Consider the following 22604-nt stretch of genomic DNA (forward strand, 5'->3'; position numbering starts at 1 on the left):
CTCCGGGCGTATTCATAGACTGGACAGGTGGACCGGTCCAGTCAAGCGCCGAAAGTGGAGTTGAACGAAGGCGAGGAGAGTTTTAGCAGCTCAAGTGGCGTGACGGGATGTCAAAAAAGCTGGACCGGCGGACCGGTCCAGCTCAGTTCGGGGTCGCCTACATGGCGTAGGTGTCAACCTGCTCGAAGAGCGAGGACGGGGTTACGCCTTCCTCGCAAACCAATGGGCGCCCGTCCTCGTCGTATGCCGTGTGCAGGAGCACGGCGACCGCAGTGCCGGGCGGTACCTGCAAGCGCTCCGCCTCCACGTCTGTGGCCAGCCGCACGGTAGTGACGTCCACGCCCTCGACCGGAAACCGACCCGTTTGACGACGGACGTAGCGTGTCGTGCCCTCGGCGATAGGGGCGGTGTCCGCGAGGCGAGGTGCTGCCTCCGCGATGTCTGGAGGGAACCACGCCTCCACGCAGCTATTCGGCGCTCCGTCCGGGAGCTGGAGAACGCGGATGCGCCGGAGCGCCAGAACTCCGGGGGAGATCCCGAGCGCATTGGCGATCCGGGTGGGAGGTTCTGCCCAGTCGGGCGCGCCGATCCGTTGGAACGGCATGCCGCCCATGATGCGCGCTGACCCGGCTCGCCGGGCGCCAGCCGGGCGAGCCACGGGCGTCTCTGTGACGACAAAACCGGTGCCCTGTTTGGCCACCACCACGCCGTCATTGCGCAGCACGTCCACGGCCTTAATGGCGGTCGCGCGTGAGACGTTCCATTGCTCGGCTAGGTCGCGCCCGGACGGGATGGTGGCGCCAGGGGCGAACTCACCAGCGGCGATGCGGGCGCGCAGAGACTCGGCGATCTCTTCGTACTTCAGAATGGCCATAGCCTGCCCTACTCCGCTCGCTGGACTGGTCCACCGGTACACACCATACTGCGACCATGTCGAATCTCGAATTGGCTCCCTCCGTGATGCGGTTCTACGGCGAGACAGTGAACGAGGACAGTCGCCTGCGTAGCTCGGCAGACGGACGTATGGAACTGGTCAGGACTCAAGAGCTTCTCCGACGCTTCTTGCCCCCCGCGCCGGCGCGCGTGCTCGACGTGGGAGGAGGGACCGGGATTCACGCTGAGTGGCTCGTGAAGGACGGCTACGAGGTCACGCTTGTGGACCCCGTGCCCCGTCATGTTGAGAGGGCGGCGGCTGTGTGCTCGGCGACTGTGGGAGACGCCCGCGATCTGCGCGAGCCAGACGACAGTTTCGACGTCGTACAGCTCCTTGGGCCGCTATATCACCTGCCCGACCCTGGTGATCGGCGCAAGGCGCTTGCGGAAGCACAGCGTGTGGTGAAGCCGGGCGGATTGATTGCGGCGGCAGCAATCAACCGTTACGCGTCGCTATTTGAGCACGTCACCTACGCCCACCTGCACACCGAACGGATTCGTGACTCCGTCTCCAAGATTCTTGAGACGGCGGTCTATGACGGTGTACGAGGGTTCACCTTGTCCTACTTCCACCGAGCCGAGGAGCTTGTGGAAGAGCTGGTGACTTCCGGGTTGTCGGACGTGCGGGTCTTCGGGATCGAGGGGCCCGCATGGTCGCTCGTGAAGGCGGCTGAGCAGCAGCCGGGCGAGGGGCCAACAGACGAACTGATCGCCTCAGCCATGGAGGCGGCACGCATGGCAGAGCCCTACCCGGAATTGCTTGCCGCCAGTTCTCATCTACTAGCCGTAGGTAGGGCTCCCGCTGACCGCAACGCCTGACATCAACATACGGGCCACGCGGCGGCTTCTCACTTACTGCTACTGCCAGAGGGAGAGCATTTACCTGCGGAAGGCTATTGCGGCCTAGCCCTTCAGTTGTAGTTCGGCGATCAGGTTCGCAGGGTAACTCCCTGTTATGGACGACTGGTCCGGTGATGTGGCACAAGTAGCCGAGTGGGATGCTGAGTTGGAGACGTTGCTGCGGCAGGTCGGCGACGTCTTCCCCCGGGCGGATCTGCGGCGGCGGGCGAACGCGTGTGTGCGCGGGCTGTTGGGCCCGGTCTCCCGCAAGAATGGCTGGCAGTTGGCCGAGTACGCCGGCTGGCGGCGCCCCGACGGGCAGCAGCACTTGCTGGACCGGGCGAAGTGGGACGTCGATGAGCTGCGCGACCGGGTCCGCCGGTATGCGCTGGACGGGCTGGCCAACGGCGTGGGCGGGGTGCTGGTCATCGATGAGACCGGGTTCGCCAAGAAGGGCAAGACTTCCGTCGGCGTGGCCCGGCAGTTCACCGGCTCACTCGGCGGCGTCTTTCCTTGCCAGATCGGGGTGTTCGCCGCCTGGGCCACCACCCGCGGGGCAACCCTGGTCGACCGGGAGATCTACCTGCCGCAAGTCTGGACAGGCGATCGCGAGCGGTGCGCGGCTGCGCAGGTGCCCGAGGTGGTCGGCTTCGCCACCAAACCCCGCCTCGCCGAGAAGATGATCGACCGGATTCTCCCCGAGCTTCCGGAGAACACCTGGCTGGCCGCCGACGAGGTCTACGGCCGTGACGGCGGCTTCCGCTCCTTCGCCGAGAGCCGCCAACTGCCGTACGTGGTCAACGTCTCCAGCGCCCAAACAGTGCTGCCCCGACCGGGCTGGCGGCGTATCGACAAGCTGGCCGCCGCCGCAGACGACAGCGAGTGGCAGCTGATCGAAGCCGGCCCGAGCCAGACCGGCTCCCGCTGGTGGCAGTGGTGGGTCCGCCGGATCGCCGACCCGCAGGAGCCCGTGGGCAGCGCGGTGCGGGGGCAGCCCTGGCCGAGCCGATGGATGATCGCCCGACGCCGCCCCGAAACGCCCGACGACCTCGACTACTACCTGGCTTGGGGCCCGTCCGGCACCCCGCCGGAACACCTGGCCCACGTCGCCGGCGCGCGCTGGCGGGTGGAAGACGCGATCAAACTCGGCAAGCATCAGTGCGGGCTGGCCGACTACGAGGTGCGCCACTGGCACAGCTGGTACCGGCACATCACCCTGTCGATGCTGGCCGCCGCATTCCTGGCGGTACAGGCCGCCACAGGCGACGCTGACGCTCCCGCACCGCTCCGGGAAGCCCTCAGCGGTGACCAGTCTGATGAGGAGCCCAAAGGGGGGAGCGCGAGGACATCATCAGCCCCGAACAGCTCATCCCCTACACCGCGGCCGAGATCCGCAAGCTCCTTACGCTCATCCACCCGCCACCCCCACCCGAGCACGGTCGGACCGCCCACGGACTGTGTTGGTCACGCTGGCGACGACGTCACCAGGCCGACGCTAACGGGCATCATCGCAGACGCCGGGTTCGCGAACTCGCCCTGAATTACAACTGAAGGGCTAGCCCTTCAGTTGTAGTTCGGCGATCAGGTTCGCAGGGTAACTCCCTGTTATGGACGACTGGTCCGGTGATGTGGCACAAGTAGCCGAGTGGGATGCTGAGTTGGAGACGTTGCTGCGGCAGGTCGGCGACGTCTTCCCCCGGGCGGATCTGCGGCGGCGGGCGAACGCGTGTGTGCGCGGGCTGTTGGGCCCGGTCTCCCGCAAGAATGGCTGGCAGTTGGCCGAGTACGCCGGCTGGCGGCGCCCCGACGGGCAGCAGCACTTGCTGGACCGGGCGAAGTGGGACGTCGATGAGCTGCGCGACCGGGTCCGCCGGTATGCGCTGGACGGGCTGGCCAACGGCGTGGGCGGGGTGCTGGTCATCGATGAGACCGGGTTCGCCAAGAAGGGCAAGACTTCCGTCGGCGTGGCCCGGCAGTTCACCGGCTCACTCGGCGGCGTCTTTCCTTGCCAGATCGGGGTGTTCGCCGCCTGGGCCACCACCCGCGGGGCAACCCTGGTCGACCGGGAGATCTACCTGCCGCAAGTCTGGACAGGCGATCGCGAGCGGTGCGCGGCTGCGCAGGTGCCCGAGGTGGTCGGCTTCGCCACCAAACCCCGCCTCGCCGAGAAGATGATCGACCGGATTCTCCCCGAGCTTCCGGAGAACACCTGGCTGGCCGCCGACGAGGTCTACGGCCGTGACGGCGGCTTCCGCTCCTTCGCCGAGAGCCGCCAACTGCCGTACGTGGTCAACGTCTCCAGCGCCCAAACAGTGCTGCCCCGACCGGGCTGGCGGCGTATCGACAAGCTGGCCGCCGCCGCAGACGACAGCGAGTGGCAGCTGATCGAAGCCGGCCCGAGCCAGACCGGCTCCCGCTGGTGGCAGTGGTGGGTCCGCCGGATCGCCGACCCGCAGGAGCCCGTGGGCAGCGCGGTGCGGGGGCAGCCCTGGCCGAGCCGATGGATGATCGCCCGACGCCGCCCCGAAACGCCCGACGACCTCGACTACTACCTGGCTTGGGGCCCGTCCGGCACCCCGCCGGAACACCTGGCCCACGTCGCCGGCGCGCGCTGGCGGGTGGAAGACGCGATCAAACTCGGCAAGCATCAGTGCGGGCTGGCCGACTACGAGGTGCGCCACTGGCACAGCTGGTACCGGCACATCACCCTGTCGATGCTGGCCGCCGCATTCCTGGCGGTACAGGCCGCCACAGGCGACGCTGACGCTCCCGCACCGCTCCGGGAAGCCCTCAGCGGTGACCAGTCTGATGAGGAGCCCAAAGGGGGGAGCGCGAGGACATCATCAGCCCCGAACAGCTCATCCCCTACACCGCGGCCGAGATCCGCAAGCTCCTTACGCTCATCCACCCGCCACCCCCACCCGAGCACGGTCGGACCGCCCACGGACTGTGTTGGTCACGCTGGCGACGACGTCACCAGGCCGACGCTAACGGGCATCATCGCAGACGCCGGGTTCGCGAACTCGCCCTGAATTACAACTGAAGGGCTAGTACTCCAGCTGTAGATCGTGATCTTCATGTTTGGGATCCGGCTTGTCGCCGGTAGTGGCTGGTGCGTGATCGCTGCTGGTGGCGGCGTCGCCAGTCGGACCAGTTCAGTCGGTGGGCTATGCCGTGGAGAGGCTGGACGACGACCGTGATGAACAGGTGCTGGATCTCGTTGCAGGACAGCGGGACCAGGTCGTCCGGGCGGGGATAGCGGGTGTGTTCGTCGGCACGGACCACGGCGAGGAAGGCGTGGGCGAGCATGGCCAGGGTGACCCAGCGGGTCCAGGAGGAGAAGCGGCGGACCTGGTGCTCATCGAGTCCCGCCAGCCCCTTCTCGGCCTGGAAGGTTTCTTCCACACGCCACCTGGAGCCGGCGACCCGCACCAGCTCGGTCAGTGGCACCGGCTTGGGTGAGAAGCAGCGGTAGTAGGCGAGTTCGCTGGTGATGCGGTTGCGGCGGATCAGGAGCTGGTGCCTGCCCGGCGCTGGGTCGGCGAGGTCAATGACGGCCCACTCGTAGAATCGCTGCCCCTTGGCACCGCGTCCGGCCGAGAGCTTCTGCCATGCCCGCTTCGGCACCTTCTTCGCCAGGGCATCGGCGCGGAAGGTGCCTGCAGCGGTGGTCACTTCGGCTGAGCAGGCCACCGCGAGGCCATAGCCGGTGCCGCGTTCTTCCAGGGCCGCCCGCAGTTTCGGGTTGCCTCCGTAGACCTCGTCCCCGGTGACCCAGCCCACGTGGTGTCCGGCGTCCAGGAACCGTTCGATCATCGTGCGGGCCAGTTCCGGCTTGGTCGCGAAGACGGTGTCCTCGCCGAGGCCGGCTGCCCGGCAGCGGTCGGGGTCGCACGTCCAGGACCGCGGGATGTACAGCTCCCGGTCCACCGCCGCGTGCCCCCGCTCGCCCGCGTAGACGAGGTAGACGGCGACTTGGGAGTTCTCGATCCGCCCGGCCGTGCCGGTGTACTGGCGCTGGACCCCGACGGTGTGGACGCCCTTCTTCACATCGCCGGTCTCATCCACGACCAGAACCGCTTCCTCGTCGTGCAGGTGCTCGACGACGTACTCGCGGACATCGTCACGGACGGCGTCGGCATCCCAAGAGGCCCGGCACAGCAGATGCTGCATGCCATGCGGACTCGCTTCCCCAGCCCACTCCGCGATCGTCCAGCAGTTCTTGCGCGGCAGATCCGACAGCAGGCCCAGCATCAACCGCCCGGCCCGTCGCCGTGGTTCGACCCGGGCGAACCGTCCCGCGATACGGGCCATGGCCACCTCGAACGCCTCCCGCCAACGAACGGGATCTATGCTGTGACCCGCGGCCACCGTCTCATCGTTACTCCACACAAGTCACGATGATCAACGGTGGCCGTACCCGCACCCGAACCACCGCCCATCAGTAGGCCCAACCAACCGAGTTGGCGAGTCCGGGCCCGTACTTCGTGTTCCGCTCGGGCGAACGTCACGGCTGTGCAGTCCGACGGTGCATGGGTGGCCGATCGAGTATCTCGATGTACATGATCCGGCCGTCCACGACGTCCAGGATCAGCATGCCTTTCGAGGGCAAGAGAGGCACGCACCGATGGCCCGGGCCGTACGGCTGCCCCTGCGGATGATCTGCCGTCCGGATGCTCTGGCAAAAGTCATCGCCGCAGCCGCACTCGTCAACCAGACGCAGATCCCACGCGCAGAGAGCCAGCTCACGTTCTCCTTCGTCCTCCAGGAGGGCAGTCAGCTCGGCGATGAGATCTGGGAATACGTCGCGAATGAGGGGGTGGTCCTGCTCCATGGGCGGAGGGTAGCCGGGCGGCTGGCTGAGCGCGATGACGGGGGTGCTCAGCCACAGCAAGCAAGATCACGATCTACAGCTGGCTTACTAGGGTGGTCCGGGCCGTCTTTGGGCCGTCCGGGGACGGCCAACGACTACCAACAACGACAGACAACGACAGCGTTCCTGCTGGTCAGAGCGACTCCGCGAACAGGGCTCCAAGGTAGCGGGGGCGCAACATCACTTCTACGACGTGTGAGCCGACCCGGCTTCCGAACGGAGCCCCGTCACCGCCCTCGGGTGGTGACGGGGCTCCGTCGTCGTGCGCGGCGCTCGGGTCGTCGTGCGCGGCGCTCGGGCGGGTCGTCGTGCGCGGCGCATGTCGGTGTGTGCGGCGCATAAGGAAGTGACCGCCGTCAGGGCTGTTCTTTGCCTCCCGTGGGGCCGTTCGGCACCGGTTCTTGGGCGGGCGCGGGCGCACAATGGAAGCGGGACGAGTGCCGGAGTGCGTGAGTGCCTGAGTGCCTGAGTTCGGGGTGATGCAGAATGCAGAGCCGGTTCCGGAGCGATCGGCGGCTGACCGTGCGGATGACGGTCACGCTGTTCCTGCTCGGATTGCTGTACGTGGCCTTCGTCGCCGCGTTGATCGTGTTGCTGAAGTCCTGGGTACTGGTCGTGGTCGTCGCCGCCGCGCTGCTCGGCGCCCAGTACTGGTTCTCGGACCGCATCGCCCTGTACGCGATGCACGGGCGGATCGTGGAGCGGGAGGAGCATCCGCGGCTCCACGGGGTCGTGGACCGGCTGTGTGCCGTCGCCGACATGCCGAAGCCGCTCGTCGCCGTCTCCGACCTGGACATGCCGAACGCGTTCGCGACCGGACGGAACGCCGACCACGCGGTGCTGTGCGTGACGACCGGGCTGCTGCGCCGGCTGGAGCCCGACGAGCTGGAGGGCGTCCTCGCGCACGAGCTGTCGCACGTGGCCCACAAGGACGTCGCCGTGATCACCGTGGCCTCGTTCCTCGGGGTGATCGCCGGGCTGATCGTCCGGTTCGCCTTCTACTCGCAGCTCTTCGGCGGGCGCGGACGCAAGGACCAGAACACCCTGGCGATCTTCATGGCCGTGATGGCCGTCTCCGCGGCCGTGTACGCGATCAGCTTCCTGCTCATCCGGGCGCTGTCCCGGTACCGCGAGCTGGCCGCGGACCGCTCCGCGGCACTGCTCACCGGCCGGCCCTCCGCACTCGCGTCCGCGCTGACGAAGGTCTCCGGGGACATCGCGCGGATTCCGATGAAGGACCTGCGGACGGCACAGGCCTTCAACGCCTTCTACTTCACACCCGCCCTCGGCGCCGGGCCCGGTATCGCCAAGCTCTTCTCCACCCACCCGAGCCTGGAACAGCGGCTCGAACAACTGGGCCGTATCTCGGCCGAGTTGGGCGAGGCGGCGACCCCCGACAACGCCACCTGACCCGTCCTTCGAAAGGCAGCCACCTGCATGGGGTTCCTGGACATCCTGCTCGGGCGCACCAAGGCCGTCGCACCCGATCTCGACCAGCTCTTCGGGCTGCCGTCGGCCGCCGTGACCCTCCAGGCCGCCGCCGGGTTCACCCCGACCGGGACGGGCGCGGTGTGCTTCGCGTCCGTCGAGGGCGCGGCGTTCGCCGAGGCCCACCGGGAGGTGCGGGAACTGCTGGAGGCGGACACGGGCCGAGCGGAGTCCTCCCCGTCCGGGCGGCCCGGCGCGGGGCCACCGGTGGAGGTGACGCGCGACGAGTACGGGTACTCGTGGCTGGTCTCGCGGCGCGCGCCGGACGACCTGCCCGCGCTGGTGAGTGATCTGCACGCGGTCAACAGCACGCTGGAGGGCAGCGGTTTCGGGCCTCAGCTGCTGTGCTCGGTGGTGGCCTTCGAGGAGACCGACGACCCCGAGCAGGCCGGGCAGCGGCTCGGGCTCGTCTATCTCTACAAGCGCGGCACCTTCTACCCCTTCGCGCCGTCGCCGGATGCCGGCGGCAGCCGCGACAACGCGCTCGAACTGCGGATCAAGGCCACGCTCGCCGACGACCTGCGCATCGAGCAGGACCTCGGCCGGTGGTTCCCCGTCTGGGGCGCCCCGGGTCTGTGACCCCCTCCCGGGGGCGTCCGTGATCTCGGACGCCGCGTGCCGCCGTGACGGCCTCAGACCCCGCGTGCCGCCGTGACCACTCCGGCCGCCACCGCCGAGTCCAGAGCCGCGTGGTCCCTCACGTTCTGGTCCGCGTAGCGCAGGGCGAAGTCGGCGACGGCGTGCTCGAAGGTCTCGGCGCCGCCCAGGTACGCGGCGATGGCGACCCGGTCGCCGGAGCGCGCGTGCGCGCGGGCCAGCGCGGTGCCGCACAGCCGGGCGTAGGCCACCAGCTCGTCCGGGGTCATGCCCGCCACGTTCGCGGAGCCCTTCATGTCACGCAGCTGCCGCAAGTAGAAGGCGCGGCCCTGCGGCCCGGTCATCCAGCCGAGGAAGATGTCGCTCGCCGACTGCAGCAGCCGCTGGCCTGCGACTATCCGGTGGCCGGGATGGACGTACGGCCCGCCGGGCAGATGCTCCTCCAGTACGGATCTGGTGGCTTCCTTGATCTGCAGGAACAGCGGGTCGTCCGTGTCCCGTCCGGTGAGCAGCACGATGAAGCAGCGGGTGCCGACACTGCCGACGCCGACGACCTTGCGCGCGGCGTCCACGAAGCGGTAGCGGTCCAGCAGGAGGCGGCGTTCCTCCGCGAGGGTGGAGCGGTAGTCGCTGAAGATCTTGCGCAGGGCCGCCATGTCGGAGGCGCCGGCCGGTTCGAGGAGCGGCGGGTCGCGCACGATGCGCCGCCGTCCGTCGACGGTCTCGGTGAGTTTGCCCAGGGCGTGCAGGCTGGTGCGGCGGCGGGCGCGGGTGAGGCTCGAGTCGACGCGTCTCCGCCGGCCGGCGGAGCGGACGAGCGGGAGCAGGCGGTCGGCGTCGATGCGCTCGTACCAGACGGCCAGTTCACCCCGGTCCGCGAGCCGCCGTATGCGTTTGCGGTACTCGGCGGCGGCGGCCTCGGCGGCGCGGCGCACGCGTGTCTCGGCGTACCCGTTCTCACGGGCGGCCACCGCGACGCTGGCCGCGAGCCGTTTGACGTCCCACTCGAAGGGGCCCGGATGGGTCTCGTCGAAGTCGTTCAGGTCGAAGTGCAGGGCGCGTTCCGGTGAGGCGAACAGGCCGAAGTTGAGGAGGTGGGCGTCACCGCACAGCTGGACCGTGAGGCCGGTATGGGGCTGGGAGGCGAGGTCGGCGGCCATCACGGCGGCGGCTCCGCGCAGGAACGCGAACGGCGAGGCGGTCATCCGCCCGTACCGGATCGGCAGCAGTTCCTGCAGTCGGTCCCTGCCCTGCCGTTCCAGGACGGCGACGGGGTCGGGGCGGTCGACGCCGGGGATCCAGACGGCGTGCGAGGAACGGGGGGCGTGCTTGCGGGCCGCCCTGCCGCGGGCCGCGCGGGCGGCGGGGGTGGCCGTCGCGCCGGTCGGGGCCACGGCCGTCAGGTCCGCACGGCGCGGGCGACGTCGCTGCCGACGGCTCCGGAGAGGGTACGGCTGCTGCGGGCCGTGGCGTCCTTGGAGCCGTCCGCCGGAACGTCGTTCACCTTGACGACGACCGTGTCGAGGAGGTTGCCGCCCTTGTCGCGGAAGTCGACCTGGACGACGTACGTCCGGGACGTGGAGGTGGGGTTGGTGGCGGTGACCTCGACGGTGGAACGGCCGTCGGAGTCGGTGCGCACCTGGTTGCCGACCGTCACCTCGCTCTTGGCGTTCAGGCCGCTCTTGAACTCGTCGAACCGCCGGCCCGCCTCGGCGGTGGCGGAGGCGAGGGAGTTGCCGGCCCCGGTGGTCGCGGAGGCCAGGGCGCTGCTCGCCGCCGAGGCGAGGGATGCGGCCGCGGAGGCGGCCTGGGAGGCGGTGCCGACGGGATTGCCGTCGCCCGAACAGCCGGTGAGGGAGAGGGAGCCCAGCAGCACGACGCCGACCGACCCCAGCACCGTCCCGCGCGCACCGAGCCCTCGTACGGCCGCTCCTCGGCCGGCGGTTCCGCGTCCCCGTGGCTCCGGAGCTCCCCGCTCCCCCCGCACCCGAAGCCCCCGTATCCCGTTCCTCGCCATCTCGCCTCCCGGCGTTCTGCTGCGGATTCCCTGCCTCGCGTTCACCACAGTCAAGGCCCTGAGCAGGGCATACGCATGCCGGAGACGGCAATCGGGTGAGGTGCGGGAGGATGCGGAGAACGGGGGCTACGAGGCGGAGGCGGCGTGGGCGAACAGCGGCGGCACATCGGGGTGACGGAGCGGCGGGCCCGGCTCGCGCTGCGGCACCGGCTCACGGAACCGCGGCGCGCGGCGGCCCCCGAGGAGGTCGCCGGGTCGCTGGTCGCGCTGCACGGGACCGATCCGGCGACGGTGTACCTGGCGGTGGGCGCGCGTCTCGCGGACGCCGGGCGGACGGTGGCGGAGCTCGACCGGGCGCTGTACGGGGACCGGTCCCTGGTGCGGATGCACGGCATGCGGCACACCGTGTTCGTGTTCCCCACCGAACTGGCCGCCGTGGTGCACACCTCGACCGGCCTGGCGATCGCGGCGAAGGCGCGGGCCGGACTGATCAAAGACATGACCACCGGCAGTGACGGGCGGCTGACCGAGGAGTGGCTCGCGGAGGTCGAGGCGTCCGCGCTCGCCGCGCTGGCCCGGCGCGGGCAGGCCACCGTGAACGAACTCACCGGCGACGAACCGCGGTTGAGGGAGCAGTTCACCTACGGCGCGGGCCGGGGGTACGAGAGCGCGCACACCGTGTCCTCGCGTCTGATGCGGGTGCTGGGCGTCGAGGGACGGGTCGTGCGGGGGCGTCCGCTCGGCTCCTGGACCTCGACGCAGTTCCGCTGGTCCGTCGCCCCGCCGTACCCCGAGCTCCCGGCCGGCGAGGCCCAGCGCGAGCTGCTCCGCCGCTGGCTCACGGTGTGCGGGCCCGCCACGGAGGCGGACCTCAAGTGGTGGACGGGGTGGAAGGTGACGGAAGTGCGGCGGGCCCTGGGGGCGATCGGGGCGGAGGCCGTGTCGCTCGACGGCGGGGTGACCGGGTACGTCGTCGCCGGCGACGCCGGTCCGGGCGGCGAGCCCGGCGCGCCGTGGGCCGCGCTGTTGCCCGGGCTCGACCCTACGGCCATGGGGTGGCAGGAGCGGGACTGGTATCTCGCGCCCTCGCTGCGGCCCGCGTTGTTCGACGGCAGCGGGAATGTCGGGCCGACGGTGTGGTGGGACGGGCGGGTGGTCGGGGGGTGGGCTCAGCGGGGTGATGGTGAGGTGGTGTGGCGGGTGCTGGAGCCGGAGGGAGTGGGGCGGGAGGGGATTGCGGCGATCGAGGCGGAGGTCGGGCGGCTACGGGGCTGGCTGGGGCCGGTGCGTGTCACCCCGCGCTTCCGCACCCCGCTGGAACGCGAACTGACCACTCCGTGAGGTCACCGGCCCGGGTTCTCGCCCCCGGCGCCCCTGGGGGCTCCGCCCCCAGACCCCCGTTCGGCCTGAACGGCCTCGTCCTCAAGCGCCGGACGGGCTGATGGTGCCGGCCTGGGGCTGGAGATTTTCAGCCCGTCCGGCGTTTGAGGACGAGCCCTTCGGGCGAGCGGGGGTCCAGGAGGCGGCAGCCCCTTGGCGGGGGCGAGAGACGTCGGTGCCGGGCGTAGGACACCCGGCACCGAAACAACATCCCCCGCTCAGCGCGCGTACCGCATCAACGCCCGCACCATGTGACACGTGGTGTCCGACGGCGGGTGCACCCCGATCATCACGGCGGTGCTGCGTATCGTCTCGTTGCGGGCCTGATTCGGCACGTACACACCGGAGTCGAGCAGAGCGATCGCGAGACGCATCGCCTTGAGCCGACGGTTGTGCGTGACGTACCACTCGCGGGGACGCCCGGGCGGCAGCGGACGCTTCGCCACGGGCTCGTACGGCAGGTCCATCAGGACCGCCCTCTTCGACGTGGACTGGGTGGGCAGCGGCTTCAGTGCGGCAGCGGGCACAGGCATCCTCCTGTCGCGGTCGGGGCGCCGCCGGCCCTCCCGGCGACCCCCTCGAACACTGCCCCCAGTTTACCGCCCGCCACTGACATCCGGGGAGCGCGTACACCCGCCAAATGCCCAGGTGAGCAATGGAATTGAGGTGGCGTCACACCAGATTCCCAAGGTGCGCATGTGACGACAGAAATTCGAACAAAATCCTCGATGTACCGTGTCCGGCATGGAGATCTGGATCAACCCGGCCTGTTCGAAATGCCGCGGCGCCATCACCCTGCTCGACGCGGAGGGCGCGGACTACACCGTCCGCCGCTACCTGGAGGAGGTACCGACGCGGGACGAGATCCGGGCCGTACTGGAGCGGCTCGGCCTCGAGCCGTGGGACATCACCAGGACGCAGGAGGCCGTCGCCAAGGAGCTCGGGGTGAAGTCGTGGGCGCGCGACGGCGGTTCGCGGGAACGGTGGATCGCCGCGCTGTCCGAACACCCGAAGCTCATCCAGCGGCCGATCATCACCGCGGACGACGGTACGGCCGTCGTGGCGCGCACCGACGAGGCGGTGCGCGAGGCCCTGTCCCGCTAGCGGCCCCTCGCCCCGGCCTGGCCGCCCCGACCGCTCCGGCCGCTCCGCGCGCCCAACTCACCCGTGACACAGGTCACTTCGGCCACTTGCGTCGACTGTTGAGCAGCCCCGTTCGGTATCTCGTACCTAGCGGCATACGGATCGCATCCGGCCGCCCATGGCGGCGGCCGGGGACAGGAGGCGCGCATGTCGCGTAGGAGAACTCTCAGTCCCAGGAAGAAGCTGGCGCTGCTGGTCGGTGCCGCGGCCGTGGCGGGAGGCGGCGCCTTCGTCATGGCGACCACCTCCAACGCGGCCCCGGTGCAGAACGCGTCCAACTCGACGGTCTGCCAGGGACTGGCCACCGCGCTGGGCAACAACCAGACGTTCATCGACGGGCAGCGGGCCAAGCCCGACGCCCAGTCGCAGGCCCGGATCGCCAACCGCGAGGCGGTGATCGCCCAGATCAAGGTCCAGCAGGCGGCGTCGAACTGCAAGGTCGGGGAGTCGGCTCAGGGCCCCCAGGCCGCGCAGCCCGCGCAGCCGGCGCCGAGCGCGCCGGCGCAGCAGCAGGCGACCTCTCCCGCACAGCAGACCACCCCACCCGCGCAGGGGGCGGGTGGCGGTGCGGCCACCGGCCGGCAGGTCTGTGTCGGCTCGACCGTCACTCTCTCCGGCGAGGGAGGCGCACCCGCCGCCTCCAGCAACCAGTTCCCCGCCGGGACGAAGCTCAAGGTCACGAACCTGGACAACAACAAGTCCACCACCGTGCAGGTCACGTCGGTGTCCGGCAGTTGCGCACTGCTGAACAACGCCGCGTTCGAACAGGTCCGCGAGCCGGGCAAGTTCCTGATCCGCCGGGCCCTGATCGAGAAGGTGGGGTGAGGCGCGACGCCTAACGACCGAGGAACTCCGCGAGCCGGAAGGTGAGTTCGGGCGACGCGGTGTGCGGCAGCGCGTGGTGCGAGACGTCCGGGAGGACGACCGTCCGTACGTGCGGCAGCACCGCGGCGGCCCGTGCCGCCACCCGGCGCGAGTCATGAGTCCTGCTGTTCGCGGCCACGAGCAGCAGGACCGGCACCTCCAGGACACGCAGCGCCGCGGCGTCCGGACGCGGGCCCGTGACCGGCCTGACGGTGGGAAATCCGGCCGCGGCCTCCTGGAGACGGAGCCAGTCGGGGTCCAGTGGTACGCCGCCCGTCTCCCACTCGAGAAAGGCGCGGGTGCGACGTGCCGCCGGGCGCAGCAGCATCGGGAGCGCGCGCAGGAGGTACACGGCCCGGTAGCCCGCGAAGCAGCCCGTCGGGTCGAGGAGCGCGAGACGCCGTACCCGATGGGGTGCGTGCAGCGCGTACCGCAGGGCGATCCAGCCGCCGTAGGAATGACCGGCCACGGCGGCCGAGCCGACACCGAGGCCGTCGAGCAGCGCGTCCAGCCATGCGGTCACGTCACCGGCGGTCCGGATCGGGCGGCCGGGGTCCGGCACGCTGAGACCGGGGTCGCCGATCAGGTCGACGGCGTGGACGCGGTGGGTGCGGGCGAGGTCGGCGGCGCCGGCGTACCAGGAGGCCGAGGTCGCGCCGCCGCCCGGCAGCAGAAGCAGCGGGGACCCGTCCCCCGGGCCGCAGCTGTGGACCTGGGTGACGCCGAACGGGGTGGGCACCGCGCACGACACGGTGTCCGCGGGCCACTTGGCCATGACCCGGTCGTACGCCGTCCGGAACTCCTTCGTCGGAACGTCCATTCCGCCACTCCCCCGCCCGGTGTCCTGGGGCCGCTATGATCGCCGATTATCTCGATGGGCGAGATAATAGCCCAGCGAGGCAATTGGCGGAGGCGGACATGAAGGACCGGGAACCGGCACGCGCGCCGGATCGCGAACCGGCGACGGAGCCGGGACGAGCAGCGGGGCGGGAGATGGAGATCGTCCATCTCCTGCGGGCCACTGTCGTCGAACTCGGCCTGCACAGTGCCCGCTTCGCGAACCAGAACGGCATGCACCCGACGGATGTGCGCGCGCTGATCTCCCTCATGGACGCCTCCCGCTCCGGTACGGGTCTGACGGCGGGCCGCCTGGGCGGTCTGCTCGGGCTCAACTCGGCCGGGACCACCGCCCTGGTGGACCGGCTGGAACGGCTCGGGCATGTCCGGCGGGTGCGCTCCGAGCGCGACCGGCGGCAGGTGCTCGTCGAACTGGACGAGCGCACGGTCGAGTGGGGGCAGGCCCACTTCGGTCCGCTGATCGGGCGGGCCGTGGAGCTGCTGCGGGGGTACGACGAGCGGGAACTGGCCGCGGTGCGCGGCTTCCTCACGGGGGTACGGGACGTGGCGGCCGACGCCGGATAGCCTCCGGCACACCGACCGCGCGCCCGCAAACCCATCGCATACGAGCCGCCGCGGCCGCCCCGGGCGGATCGCGGTGGGCGGCGCGCCGCCCTCACGGCCTTCGCGAACGGACCCCTGATAACGGTCGCGAATCGCTCTCCGCGAGTGAGGCGCAGCACAGGGTCGCCAGGTAACACGGGGTTCACGCTCGGGCAATGATCGGGAAATCGCCTGTTGACAGGCTGCCGGGCATGACGCGGCGCCCCGGTGCCGCAGCGCCGCAGCACCCGCGGCGCGCCTGGAGACCCACCCCGAAGGATGTGGCCCGTGACCTTCAAGGCTGAGTACATCTGGATCGACGGCACCGAGCCGACGGCCAAGCTCCGTTCGAAGACGAAGATTCTGGCGGACGACGCCAAGGGTGCCGAGCTGCCGATCTGGGGCTTCGACGGGTCCTCCACGAACCAGGCCGAGGGCCACGCCTCGGACCGCGTACTCAAGCCGGTCGCCAGCTATCCGGACCCGATCCGCGGCGGGGACCACGTCCTCGTCATGTGCGAGGTCCTGAACATCGACATGACGCCGCACGAGTCCAACACCCGTGCCGCGCTGGCCGAGGTCGCGGAGAGGTTCGCCGCGCAGGAACCGGTCTTCGGCATCGAGCAGGAGTACACCTTCTTCGACGGGGAGCGCCCGCTCGGCTTCCCCGCCGGCGGCTTCCCCGCCCCGCAGGGCGGCTACTACTGCGGTGTCGGCGCCGACGAGATCTTCGGCCGTGACATCGTCGAGGCGCACCTGGAGAACTGCCTGAAGGCGGGCCTCGGCATCTCCGGCATCAACGCCGAGGTCATGCCCGGCCAGTGGGAGTTCCAGGTCGGCCCGCTCGCCCCACTGGAGGTCTCCGACCAGCTGTGGGTGGCCCGCTGGCTGCTGTACCGCACCGCCGAGGACTTCGCCGTCTCCGCCACCCTCGACCCCAAGCCGGTCAAGGGCGACTGGAACGGCGCGGGCGCGCACACCAACTTCTCCACCAGGGCGATGCGCGAAGGGCCTGAGGGCTATGCCGCGATCATCACCGCGTGCGAGTCGCTCGGCGAGGGCTCGAAGCCGCTCGACCACGTCAAGAACTACGGCGCCGGCATCGACGACCGCCTGACCGGTCTGCACGAGACCGCTCCGTGGAACGAGTACTCGTACGGCGTCTCCGACCGCGGCGCCTCCGTCCGTATCCCGTGGCAGGTCGAGAAGGACGGCAAGGGGTACATCGAGGACCGCCGTCCGAACGCCAACGTCGACCCGTACGTGGTGACGCGTCTGCTCGTCGACACCTGCTGCACCGCCCTGGACAAGGCCGGTCAGGTCTGATCCACCCCGTACCCGCGAAGGGGCGCCCACCAGGCCGGTGGGCGCCCCTTCAGCGTGGCGAGCCCTCTTCCGCATCAAGGGCGTGTCCGACCTTTGAACCGGGACTCCTGCCCGGCCCCGGCTTCTGCTTCAATGGAGGCATGGCCAGCCACCAGAAGTGCACCGCGACGGGTCGCCACGACCTGGAGCCCTTCTGGCCTTCCCGTCAGCATCACGACTTCGACCGGGTGTGTTGCCGCGCGACGAACGCGCCGGCCCTCTAAAGCCGTACACCCCCGGCCTTCGGCCAGCGCGCACGACGTACGTCCTCGACGGCCCCGACCACGAACTCGCGGTCGTCGACCCTCCCGACGAACTCCTCGCGCGAAAGAGCTGACCTCTCATGGCGAACACACGTTCCTTCACCTCCGTCGCGACCTCCCCTTCCCCGGCCTCGCCCGCGACCGGTGCCGGACGGCACCGGCTGCGAGCCGTCGACCGGGACGAGGTGGTGAACGTGGCGGACTTCCTGCCGCCGGGCGCCACCTGGCTGCCCGCGCCCCAGCACACGCTGCCGGTACTGCCCGGCCGGCCGCCGATGATCGGCTACCTGGTCCTCGTACCGGCCGACCAGCAGCCCCTGCTGCCGGTCGCCGTCGCCCCGGACCCGGCGGGGACGGCCGCCCCGGCCGGGGACGACCCGCTCGTCCGTATCGACTCCGTGCAGCGCACCGCCGAGGTCGAAGGGCGGACGCTCGACCTCACCTACCTGGAGTTCGAGCTGCTCGCGCATCTCGTCGCGCACCCGCACCGGGTGCACACCCGGGACCAGTTGGTCACCACCGTGTGGGGCTACGGGCACGTGGGCGACGGACGGACCGTCGACGTGCATGTCGCACGGCTGCGGCGCAAGCTCGGGGCACAGCACCGGCAGACGATCCAGACGGTACGTCGGGTCGGCTACAAGTACGCGCCCCCGACCGGCCGCTGATCAGCCCGCCCCGCGTTCGCGACACCCCCGGGCGGATCTTCTGTCAGCAGATTCCCGTTCCGTCCGGTGGGCCGTCCGTGCAGAGTCGTCCCCATGAGACTTCTGGTGCTGGGTGGTACGGAGTTCGCGGGGCGGGCCGTCGCGGACGCGGCGGTGGGACGTGGCTGGGAGGTGACCGTCTTCCACCGGGGACGGCACGAACCTCCCTCCGGAGTACGGTCGTTGCTCGGTGACCGCACCGCTCCCGACGGGCTCGCGGCGCTGGCCGGCGCCGCGGCCGAAGGTGACTGGGACGTCGTCGTCGACACCTGGTCGGCGGCACCGCGGGCCGTCCTCGACGCGGCGCGGCTGCTGGCGGACCGGGCCGCGCGCCATGTCTACGTGTCGAGCTGCTCGGTCTACGCCTGGGCTCCGCCCGCCGGGTACACCGAGGACGCGCCGCTCGTGACCGGGGCGTCGAAGGACGCCGGGCAGACCGACTACGCGCAGGACAAGCTGGGCGGCGAGCTCGCCGCCGTCTCGGCGTTCGGCGCGGAGCGTTCGCTGCTCGTACGGTCCGGGCTGATCCTCGGGCCGCACGAGAACGTCGGCCGCCTGCCCTGGTGGCTGAACCGGATCGCGCGGGGCGGGCCCGTGCCGGCGCCCGGGCCCCGGGAGCTTCCCCTCCAGTACGTCGATGTCCGTGACCTCGCCGAGTGGATCCTCGGGGCGGTGGAGCGGGGAGCGAGCGGGCCGCACAACCTGACGAGTCCGGGGGGTCACACGACGATGGGGGAGCTCCTCGACGCGTGCGTGCGGGTGACTCGGAGCGGGGCGGAGCTGCGGTGGATCGAGCCGGAGGCGGTGCTGGGCGCCGGGGTCGAGCCGTGGATGCAGTTGCCGGTGTGGGTCCCGCCGGGGAGTGACATGCACGACGCGCTGTACGGAGCGGATGTCTCCCGGGCGGTGGGGGTCGGGCTTCGGTGCCGGGATGTGTCGGAGACGGTCGCCGACACGTGGGCGTGGCTCCGGGCGGTGGGCGGTACCGCGCCGGGGCGCCCGGACCGGCCGCCGGTCGGGTTGCCCCCGGAGGCGGAGGCGCGACTGCTCCGCCGGTGACCCGCCGTGGGGGCTCCGCCCCCAGACCCCGTTCGGCCTGAACGGCCTCGTCCTCAATCGCCGGACGGGCTGGGGGTGCGCGCCGCGCCGGCAGGCCGGCGCCCGGGTCATGTATCTCAGCACACGGACGAGGAACTGCAGTGCGCGCTCCAGGCCCGCCGGGAGCGGCCCGGACTGCCGGTGCTCGTGCTGTCGCGGCACGTGGAGCAGTTGTACGAGCGGGAGTTGCTCGCCGACGGTACGGGCGGGGTCGGCTATCTGCTCAAGGACCGGGTGTTCGACACGGATCAGTTCGTCGACGCGGTGCGGCGGGTCGCGGCGGGCGGTACCGCCATGGACCGCATGTCATCCAGGAGTTGCCGGCGCGGCGCGCCGTTGCCGACCGGCCGCTGGGCCGGATCACCCCACGCGGGCGGGAGGTGCTCGAACTGATGCCGCAGGGGCGCTCGAACGCGGCGATCGGGGCCCAACTCGTCGTCACGGAGCGGGCGATCGCCAAGCACACGTCCAACTCCTCCGCCAAGCCGGGGCCGGAGGTCTCGGACGACGACAAACGGCGGGTGCTCGCCGTGCCGGCATATCCGGATCACGGCGGTGGTCGCTGAAGAATCCGCCCCCGAACATGCTGAATATTGTTCAAACCTGATTTCGGAGATCGACTTCCCGAAAATCGTGCGCTTCTGAGCCCATTGTGCCGGAAATGGCCTCACGAACTTCTAAGATTTTCAGAGGTTTCTGAACGCCTCACGCGTCACCTCCGTATGGATGGGAGCCGCTTCACTCCTGTCGGGCGCCTCGCTGCCCCGCAAGGAAGTCAGAGGAGTTCCATGGGACGCAACACACGAAAACGACGTTCGCCGCTGGCTGTTCGCGCGGTGGCCGCATCGGCGGCTCTCGCGATCGGTGGGGGCGGATTGATCTGGGCGAATTTCTACGCCTCGGCACACGAGACCAACTCGAGCCCGAACACCACGAAGGCCGCCGCCACCCAGGTCGCCACGATCACCTGTCCTGACGTCGGTCAGAAGCTGACCAACGTGCCGAACGCCGCGCGTTCTGCCGTCGCCACCGAGCTGGCGACACTCGACAAGCAGATCACCGAGGCGTACGCCCGGCTGGCCTCGACCCGCCAGGCCCAGGCCAAGGACGCGAACTTCGTCCAGAACGCGATCCTCGGACCGCTCAAGGAGAAGCGCGGCGCCGTCATCGGCCGGATCAAGATCGACTTCAAGCGGGTGGGCGCCACCGCCCCCGGCATGCTGGACGGTCTCGCCACCTGCACCGCGACCACCGCGGACCAGGCCCAGACCACGGCCGGCGGCCAAAACAACGGGTGGGGTCAGAACAACAGCGGCCAGGGCCAGAACAACAACGGTGGTCAGGCCACGGCGGCCCCGAGCGCCTCGGCATCGGCCTCGGCCCCCGCGGGCAACGGCGGTCAGGCCGGCAACGGACCCGTCGCCGCCGACTTCGTCGACATCACGAAGGTCCGGCCGAACGTGGCCGCGAAGGCACGGACCCGGGCCGGCGGCTCGGCCGGTACCTTCACCACCGTCTGCGGTGTGAACGCGAACAAGAAGTTCAACACCGACAACGTCATCGTGGCTCCCGGTGTCACCAACGGCGCGCACCACCTGCACGACTACGTCGGCAACCAGTCGAACGACGCGTTCGCGACGAACGACACGTTCGCCGCCGCGCAGACCAGCTGCCAGAACCAGGGCGACAAGTCGTCGTACTACTGGCCGGTCGTGCGTATCCAGAATGGTACGCAGGACTTCGACCAGAACAACGACGGTGGCGGCAAGGAAGGCAACGTCGGCCAGATCCTGCAGGCCAAGCAGGCGCAGATCAAGTTCGTCGGCAACGCGAAGAGCAAGGTCGTCGCGATGCCGCAGTTCCTGCGGATCATCACCGGTGACGCGAAGACCACGACCAACGGTCTCGCGAACGCCAACGCCCACTGGAGCTGCACCGGCTTCGAGAACAAGGTGCAGCTGACCCAGCAGTACCCGATCTGCCCCCGGGGCAGCCAGGTGGTGCGCACCTTCGCGTTCCAGAGCTGCTGGGACGGCGTGAACATCGACAGCGCGAACCACCGTACGCACGTGGCCTTCGCCGATGCCCAGGGCAACTGCGCGAACGGCTTCAAGGCGATCCCGCAGCTGACGATGCGCCTGGTGTACTCGATTCCGGCACCGACCCTCCGCAACGGGCAGATCAAGAACGCCTACGCGGTGGACGGCTTCCCGGAGCAGCTGCACAAGCCGGCGACCGACCACGACGACTTCATCAACGTGTTCAGCACGGACGCGATGAACAAGATGGTCAACTGCATCAACACCGGCAAGAGCTGCAGGTGACCGCCTTCCCTGAGGTGAGGGGTCGCTAGCACGGCAGCAGGAAGGCCGGCGGTGGGAGTTCCCGCCGCCGGCCTTCGCCCTGCCCCAAGAACCTGCGCGGTCAGCCGCCGTGACCGGAGTGCGAGACCTCGGTTCCCCCACCACCACTGCCCCCCGAGTGGTGCGAGGTCCCCTCCTCCAGGGTCCCGCCGAGCCGGCCGCGCAGCGCCGTGACCACCTTCTGGTCGGCGACGGCGACCCACTTGGCGCCCACGAGGTAGAACCCGCCGTAGTCCTTCGCTCCGTTGATCCACTCGCGCTGGCCGCGGTCGGTGGCGAAGGTCGCGAGCACGAACTTGCCGTCGGTGTTCTTGCAGATGGCCTGCCGGATCTCGTCGGCGTCCGTCTGCATGCTCGGCTTGCACTTCACCTCGGCCGCCAGATCCTCCAGGCTGCCGGTCGCCGTGGCCGGCACCCCGTCCGCCGTGCCGCCCTTGGTCCCGCCGTCGTCCGAGCCGCCGCAGCCGGTCAGAGCCAACAGCGCCACGGCGGCTCCCGCGGCGAGTTTTTCGCGTGTCAACCTCATACGTTCCTCCGGTACCGTCGGCGCCCGCGCCATGGAGAGCCCCGGCGAGGGCCCTGGCCTTCGATACGGCTCCGAGGCGCTCAGCGCTCAATCGGCCCCCCGCGGGGTGCGGGAAAGCCGATGCCGTCGCCAGCACACGTATGCGAAAGTGTGCCCCGTGAACGAAGACTGGGAAAAGCGTACGGCGGCGGCCTGGGCCGCTTTCGACGACTACGAGGAAGCGGACGCGGCTGATTTCCGGGCGGTGATCGACGCGCTGGTCGCCGAGCTGCCGGCGGACAGTCCGCTCGGCCTGTTCGAGCGGGCCTGCGCCTGGGACTCGACGGGCCACTCGGACCGGGCCGTGCCGCTGTACCGGGAGGCGCTGTCGCGGGGGCTCGACGGCTACCGCGGGCGCCGCGCCAGGATCCAACTCGCGAGCTCGTTGCGGAACATCGGGCAGGCCGAGGAGGGCGTCAAGCTTCTCACCCCCGAACTCGTCGCCCCGTCGGACGAGTTGGACGACGCCGTACGCGCCTGCCTCGCGCTGTGCCTCGCCGACCTGGGTCGTGAACGCGAGGGCCTGGCGCTGGTGATCGGCGCCCTCGCGCCCCATCTGCCCCGCTACCAGCGGTCGATGGCCAACTACGCGCGGCTGCTCGTCGAGCCCGAGGGCTGAGTCCGCCGGGCGGAGGTGACCATCCACCGATTCGCTCGTTCTGCTGAAC

General features: G+C 70.2%; 22 protein-coding genes and 1 pseudogene. 15 read left to right on the plus strand and 8 right to left on the minus strand.

The window, feature by feature from the left end:
* Positions 1 to 157: 157 nt before the first annotated feature.
* Positions 158 to 874 (minus strand): GntR family transcriptional regulator, encoded by a 717-nt coding sequence (locus tag OHB41_RS15395; protein ID WP_266698700.1) that lies wholly within the window; start codon positions 872 to 874, stop codon positions 158 to 160.
* 56 nt (positions 875 to 930) lie between these two features.
* On the opposite strand from OHB41_RS15395, the gene OHB41_RS15400 reads away from it, so the two are divergent.
* The 3 genes from OHB41_RS15400 to OHB41_RS15410 all read left to right on the plus strand — a co-directional run bounded on the left by OHB41_RS15400 (position 931) and on the right by OHB41_RS15410 (position 4805).
* Positions 931 to 1752 (plus strand): class I SAM-dependent methyltransferase, encoded by an 822-nt coding sequence (locus OHB41_RS15400; protein WP_266698702.1) that lies wholly within the window; start codon positions 931 to 933, stop codon positions 1750 to 1752.
* 136 nt (positions 1753 to 1888) lie between these two features.
* The gene (locus OHB41_RS15405) at positions 1889 to 3313 is read left to right on the plus strand and encodes an IS701 family transposase (RefSeq protein ID WP_266698704.1); all 1425 of its coding nucleotides are present in this window, start codon (positions 1889 to 1891) and stop codon (positions 3311 to 3313) included.
* A 67-nt stretch (positions 3314 to 3380) separates the two neighbouring features.
* Complete coding sequence (locus tag OHB41_RS15410; RefSeq protein WP_266698704.1) at positions 3381 to 4805, plus strand: IS701 family transposase; 1425 nt, start codon at positions 3381 to 3383, stop codon at positions 4803 to 4805.
* Positions 4806 to 4848: 43 nt separating this feature from the next.
* On the opposite strand, the gene OHB41_RS15415 is transcribed toward OHB41_RS15410, so the two are convergent.
* Together OHB41_RS15415 and OHB41_RS15420 are read right to left on the minus strand one after the other, a co-directional pair.
* Positions 4849 to 6087, minus strand: a complete 1239-nt coding sequence (locus OHB41_RS15415; protein ID WP_266698706.1) for an IS701 family transposase — start codon at positions 6085 to 6087, stop codon at positions 4849 to 4851.
* A gap of 193 nt (positions 6088 to 6280) precedes the next feature.
* Positions 6281 to 6607: a hypothetical protein gene (locus OHB41_RS15420; RefSeq protein ID WP_266698708.1), complete on the minus strand. Its 327-nt coding sequence runs from the start codon at positions 6605 to 6607 to the stop codon at positions 6281 to 6283.
* A gap of 525 nt (positions 6608 to 7132) precedes the next feature.
* Between OHB41_RS15420 and htpX the strand changes: the two genes are divergently transcribed.
* Together htpX and pspAB are read left to right on the plus strand one after the other, a co-directional pair.
* Positions 7133 to 8056 carry a zinc metalloprotease HtpX gene (gene htpX / locus OHB41_RS15425; protein WP_266698709.1) on the plus strand — a complete coding sequence of 308 codons (924 nt, stop codon included), beginning with the start codon at positions 7133 to 7135 and terminating at the stop codon, positions 8054 to 8056.
* A gap of 27 nt (positions 8057 to 8083) precedes the next feature.
* Positions 8084 to 8713 (plus strand): PspA-associated protein PspAB, encoded by a 630-nt coding sequence (gene pspAB / locus OHB41_RS15430; protein ID WP_266698710.1) that lies wholly within the window; start codon positions 8084 to 8086, stop codon positions 8711 to 8713.
* A 53-nt stretch (positions 8714 to 8766) separates the two neighbouring features.
* Here the strand turns inward: pspAB and OHB41_RS15435 are convergent, their stop codons facing one another.
* Together OHB41_RS15435 and OHB41_RS15440 are read right to left on the minus strand one after the other, a co-directional pair.
* On the minus strand, positions 8767 to 10125 hold the full coding sequence (locus OHB41_RS15435) for a DUF2252 domain-containing protein (protein WP_266698711.1): 1359 nt from the start codon (positions 10123 to 10125) through the stop codon (positions 8767 to 8769).
* A 5-nt stretch (positions 10126 to 10130) separates the two neighbouring features.
* Entirely contained in the window at positions 10131 to 10628 is a 498-nt protein-coding gene (locus OHB41_RS15440) for a hypothetical protein (RefSeq protein WP_266698712.1), read from the minus strand.
* A 264-nt stretch (positions 10629 to 10892) separates the two neighbouring features.
* Between OHB41_RS15440 and OHB41_RS15445 the strand changes: the two genes are divergently transcribed.
* Positions 10893 to 12089, plus strand: a complete 1197-nt coding sequence (locus OHB41_RS15445) for a winged helix DNA-binding domain-containing protein (RefSeq protein WP_266698714.1) — start codon at positions 10893 to 10895, stop codon at positions 12087 to 12089.
* Between the two features lie 257 nt (positions 12090 to 12346).
* Here OHB41_RS15445 and OHB41_RS15450 read toward each other — a convergent pair whose 3' ends face one another.
* Complete coding sequence (locus OHB41_RS15450; protein WP_266698715.1) at positions 12347 to 12655, minus strand: hypothetical protein; 309 nt, start codon at positions 12653 to 12655, stop codon at positions 12347 to 12349.
* Between the two features lie 217 nt (positions 12656 to 12872).
* Here OHB41_RS15450 and OHB41_RS15455 point away from each other — a divergent pair, with 217 nt between their 5' ends.
* Entirely contained in the window at positions 12873 to 13232 is a 360-nt protein-coding gene (locus OHB41_RS15455) for an arsenate reductase family protein (RefSeq protein ID WP_266698717.1), read from the plus strand.
* 186 nt (positions 13233 to 13418) lie between these two features.
* Complete coding sequence (locus OHB41_RS15460; protein ID WP_266698718.1) at positions 13419 to 14096, plus strand: SCO2207 family protein; 678 nt, start codon at positions 13419 to 13421, stop codon at positions 14094 to 14096.
* A 10-nt stretch (positions 14097 to 14106) separates the two neighbouring features.
* On the opposite strand, the gene OHB41_RS15465 is transcribed toward OHB41_RS15460, so the two are convergent.
* Positions 14107 to 14955 carry an alpha/beta fold hydrolase gene (locus tag OHB41_RS15465; protein ID WP_266698720.1) on the minus strand — a complete coding sequence of 283 codons (849 nt, stop codon included), beginning with the start codon at positions 14953 to 14955 and terminating at the stop codon, positions 14107 to 14109.
* Between the two features lie 173 nt (positions 14956 to 15128).
* Between OHB41_RS15465 and OHB41_RS15470 the strand changes: the two genes are divergently transcribed.
* The 6 genes and pseudogenes from OHB41_RS15470 to OHB41_RS15495 all read left to right on the plus strand — a co-directional run bounded on the left by OHB41_RS15470 (position 15129) and on the right by OHB41_RS15495 (position 21332).
* The gene (locus tag OHB41_RS15470) at positions 15129 to 15557 is read left to right on the plus strand and encodes a MarR family transcriptional regulator (RefSeq protein ID WP_266705882.1); all 429 of its coding nucleotides are present in this window, start codon (positions 15129 to 15131) and stop codon (positions 15555 to 15557) included.
* A gap of 306 nt (positions 15558 to 15863) precedes the next feature.
* On the plus strand, positions 15864 to 16901 hold the full coding sequence (gene glnII, locus OHB41_RS15475) for a glutamine synthetase (protein ID WP_266698722.1): 1038 nt from the start codon (positions 15864 to 15866) through the stop codon (positions 16899 to 16901).
* 382 nt (positions 16902 to 17283) lie between these two features.
* Positions 17284 to 17871, plus strand: a complete 588-nt coding sequence (locus tag OHB41_RS15480) for a winged helix-turn-helix domain-containing protein (protein WP_266698723.1) — start codon at positions 17284 to 17286, stop codon at positions 17869 to 17871.
* Positions 17872 to 17964: 93 nt separating this feature from the next.
* Positions 17965 to 18969, plus strand: a complete 1005-nt coding sequence (locus tag OHB41_RS15485) for an NAD-dependent epimerase/dehydratase family protein (protein ID WP_266698724.1) — start codon at positions 17965 to 17967, stop codon at positions 18967 to 18969.
* A gap of 120 nt (positions 18970 to 19089) precedes the next feature.
* A pseudogene (locus OHB41_RS15490) lies at positions 19090 to 19574 on the plus strand (LuxR C-terminal-related transcriptional regulator); the annotation flags it as partial.
* A 222-nt stretch (positions 19575 to 19796) separates the two neighbouring features.
* Entirely contained in the window at positions 19797 to 21332 is a 1536-nt protein-coding gene (locus OHB41_RS15495) for a DUF1996 domain-containing protein (protein ID WP_266698726.1), read from the plus strand.
* Between the two features lie 100 nt (positions 21333 to 21432).
* Here OHB41_RS15495 and OHB41_RS15500 read toward each other — a convergent pair whose 3' ends face one another.
* Positions 21433 to 21897: a hypothetical protein gene (locus OHB41_RS15500; protein WP_266698728.1), complete on the minus strand. Its 465-nt coding sequence runs from the start codon at positions 21895 to 21897 to the stop codon at positions 21433 to 21435.
* Between the two features lie 148 nt (positions 21898 to 22045).
* Between OHB41_RS15500 and OHB41_RS15505 the strand changes: the two genes are divergently transcribed.
* The gene (locus OHB41_RS15505) at positions 22046 to 22555 is read left to right on the plus strand and encodes a tetratricopeptide repeat protein (protein ID WP_266698729.1); all 510 of its coding nucleotides are present in this window, start codon (positions 22046 to 22048) and stop codon (positions 22553 to 22555) included.
* Positions 22556 to 22604 lie beyond the last annotated feature (49 nt).

The organism is Streptomyces sp. NBC_01571, from assembly GCF_026339875.1.
Classification (GTDB): Bacteria; Actinomycetota; Actinomycetes; order Streptomycetales; family Streptomycetaceae; genus Streptomyces.

Excerpts from the sequence above, each read along its gene's own strand:
- OHB41_RS15485 (WP_266698724.1), top strand. The coding sequence starts at position 17,965 with ATGAGACTTCTGGTGCTGGGTGGTACGGAGTTCGCGGGGCGGGCCGTC.
- OHB41_RS15415 (WP_266698706.1), bottom strand. The coding sequence starts at position 6,087 with ATGGCCCGTATCGCGGGACGGTTCGCCCGGGTCGAACCACGGCGACGG.
- OHB41_RS15455 (WP_266698717.1), top strand. The coding sequence starts at position 12,873 with ATGGAGATCTGGATCAACCCGGCCTGTTCGAAATGCCGCGGCGCCATC.
- OHB41_RS15400 (WP_266698702.1), top strand. The coding sequence starts at position 931 with ATGTCGAATCTCGAATTGGCTCCCTCCGTGATGCGGTTCTACGGCGAG.
- OHB41_RS15460 (WP_266698718.1), top strand. The coding sequence starts at position 13,419 with ATGTCGCGTAGGAGAACTCTCAGTCCCAGGAAGAAGCTGGCGCTGCTG.
- OHB41_RS15495 (WP_266698726.1), top strand. The coding sequence starts at position 19,797 with ATGGGACGCAACACACGAAAACGACGTTCGCCGCTGGCTGTTCGCGCG.
- OHB41_RS15405 (WP_266698704.1), top strand. The coding sequence starts at position 1,889 with ATGGACGACTGGTCCGGTGATGTGGCACAAGTAGCCGAGTGGGATGCT.
- OHB41_RS15500 (WP_266698728.1), bottom strand. The coding sequence starts at position 21,897 with ATGAGGTTGACACGCGAAAAACTCGCCGCGGGAGCCGCCGTGGCGCTG.
- pspAB (WP_266698710.1), top strand. The coding sequence starts at position 8,084 with ATGGGGTTCCTGGACATCCTGCTCGGGCGCACCAAGGCCGTCGCACCC.
- OHB41_RS15480 (WP_266698723.1), top strand. The coding sequence starts at position 17,284 with ATGGCGAACACACGTTCCTTCACCTCCGTCGCGACCTCCCCTTCCCCG.
- htpX (WP_266698709.1), top strand. The coding sequence starts at position 7,133 with ATGCAGAGCCGGTTCCGGAGCGATCGGCGGCTGACCGTGCGGATGACG.
- OHB41_RS15420 (WP_266698708.1), bottom strand. The coding sequence starts at position 6,607 with ATGGAGCAGGACCACCCCCTCATTCGCGACGTATTCCCAGATCTCATC.
- OHB41_RS15465 (WP_266698720.1), bottom strand. The coding sequence starts at position 14,955 with ATGGACGTTCCGACGAAGGAGTTCCGGACGGCGTACGACCGGGTCATG.
- OHB41_RS15470 (WP_266705882.1), top strand. The coding sequence starts at position 15,129 with ATGGAGATCGTCCATCTCCTGCGGGCCACTGTCGTCGAACTCGGCCTG.
- OHB41_RS15395 (WP_266698700.1), bottom strand. The coding sequence starts at position 874 with ATGGCCATTCTGAAGTACGAAGAGATCGCCGAGTCTCTGCGCGCCCGC.
- OHB41_RS15410 (WP_266698704.1), top strand. The coding sequence starts at position 3,381 with ATGGACGACTGGTCCGGTGATGTGGCACAAGTAGCCGAGTGGGATGCT.